Origin of the sequence: Roseateles sp. (genome assembly GCF_031397715.1) — a bacterium.
Lineage (GTDB): Bacteria > Pseudomonadota > Gammaproteobacteria > Burkholderiales > Burkholderiaceae_C > Paucibacter_A.
The window spans coordinates 1-1,818 of record NZ_JANNMI010000011.1; the positions used below are offsets into that span (position 1 = coordinate 1).

Sequence of the window (1,818 nt, forward strand, 5' to 3'; positions counted from 1 at the left end):
GCGACTGCCAGAGCTGCTTCTTGCCCTTCAGATGCCGCTCGATGCCGTCGTTGAGACGGCTGCGCAGATCGACCACTTCCTTGACCTGGCCGTAAACGCCGGGGAAGCGCAGATCCAGCCACAGCCACAGCGTGCAGGCCCGCAGCGCTTGCTCCATGCGGTCGAGCCGGCTGTGTTCGTCCACTTCCTGCAGGAACCACGGCGAGCCGGCCACGCCCTTGATCGCGTGTGAGTGCGTCCATTCGAGGAATTGCTGAACCTGGGCGTCGGTGCGGGTGTCGACCGGTGCCTGCGCGTAAATGAAGCGCTGCTTTAGGCCCAAGGAGCCAGCGCTGCGGTCCAGCTCATCGGCAAGCTCCAGCATTTGCTCCAGCTCGGCGACCTCGAAATGTGCGTCATCCAAGCGTAGCTGGTCCATGAAGACGGTCAGCACCGCATGCAGCTTGCTCAGCCCCATGCGGGTGGCGATGGTGTTGACATGCCACCAGTTCGGCGCCACCGCGGCCTTGAACTCGCGCGGCGCTCGCGGTGTCTTCGGCAGCAGCTCCTTCAAGGTGCGGGAGGCCTTGACCTCGGCCTCGCGCAGCACGCCGACAAAGCCTTCGTCATGCATGCCATAACGCCCGGCCCGACCGGCAATCTGATGCACCTCGGAGACGGTCAGGTCGCGGTCGCCTTGGCCGTCGAACTTGCTCATGGTGCTGAACAAGACGCGCCGGATCGGCAGGTTCAAACCCATGCCGATCGCGTCGGTGGCGACCAGGATATGGCTGGCACCTTGGGCGAAACGTTCGGCCTCGCGGCGCCGCACCTCGGGCGGCAAGGCGCCGTAGATGACCGAGACCGGGTGGCCCTCGGCGGCAATTTGGTCGCGCAGCATCAAGACCTCGCGGCGGCTGAAGGCCACCACCGCGTCGCCCTTTTTGAGCGCCGCGATCGGCACCGGCGCCGGCAGCAATTGCACCTCTTGCTTGCGCTCGAAATGGCGCACCGTGCAGCGCTCGCCGCACAGGCCCAACAAATTCTCGATCGCCGGCACCGCATAGGCCGAGCAGATGATGATCAGCTCGTTGGCCGGCACGGCGACGATGGCCTGCGTCCACGCCCAGCCGCGGTACAGATCGAACAGCATCTGCGCCTCGTCGATCACCGCGACGTCGATCGGTCGGGTCGTGTTGACCATCTCGATCGTGCTTGACACCACGCGCGAGCCTTCGGCCGGCACATTCTCTTCGCCGGTCAGCAAGGAGCAGGGCACGCCACGGCCGACCAGTCGGTCCCGGCCCTCCAATGCCAGCAGGCGCAAGGGTGCCAGGTAGGCACCGTCATGGGCCTGCGTCAGGCGCTCGAAGGCCGCGTGGGTCTTGCCGCTGTTCGGCGGCCCCACAAACAAGGTGACGGTGCGCTGCAGGCGGCGGGCGGCGTCAAAGGTGTCGGGGTAGCCTTGAAAGGCCAGCTCGCTGTTCAGGCCGGCCAAGGTGTTGAGCTCGGCGACGCGGTTTTCCCAGCGGTCCTGGGCACGGGTGCAGCTGGCCTTCAGCTCGGTGATGCCTTGCGGCGTTGCGCATTCAGCCTGCAGGCGCGGCAGCAGCGAGTCCATATGTTCGGCGTGCCCGGAGCTGCTGCGCGCCAGCAAGCTCTCCAGATGGGCCAGCAACTCGGCCGCATGTTCGAACGGCGGCTGCGGGCCGAGGGCGGCTAGCAGCGCCGCCTGGTCACCGTCGCGGAAAAAGTCCCACACCGGGCCGGCGTCGGCGCTCACCTTGAAAGCCACCGGCACTTGCCAGCCGCCATGGGAGAGCTTCAATGGGTGGCTGC

1 protein-coding gene is annotated in these 1,818 nt (G+C 66.6%); it reads right to left on the reverse strand.

Annotated features, from left to right (window positions below; all coding sequences use genetic code 11):
- Positions 1-1,818: helicase-related protein (locus RMO57_RS00405; RefSeq protein WP_310383210.1), on the reverse strand; the 1,818-nt coding region annotated here is incomplete at both ends.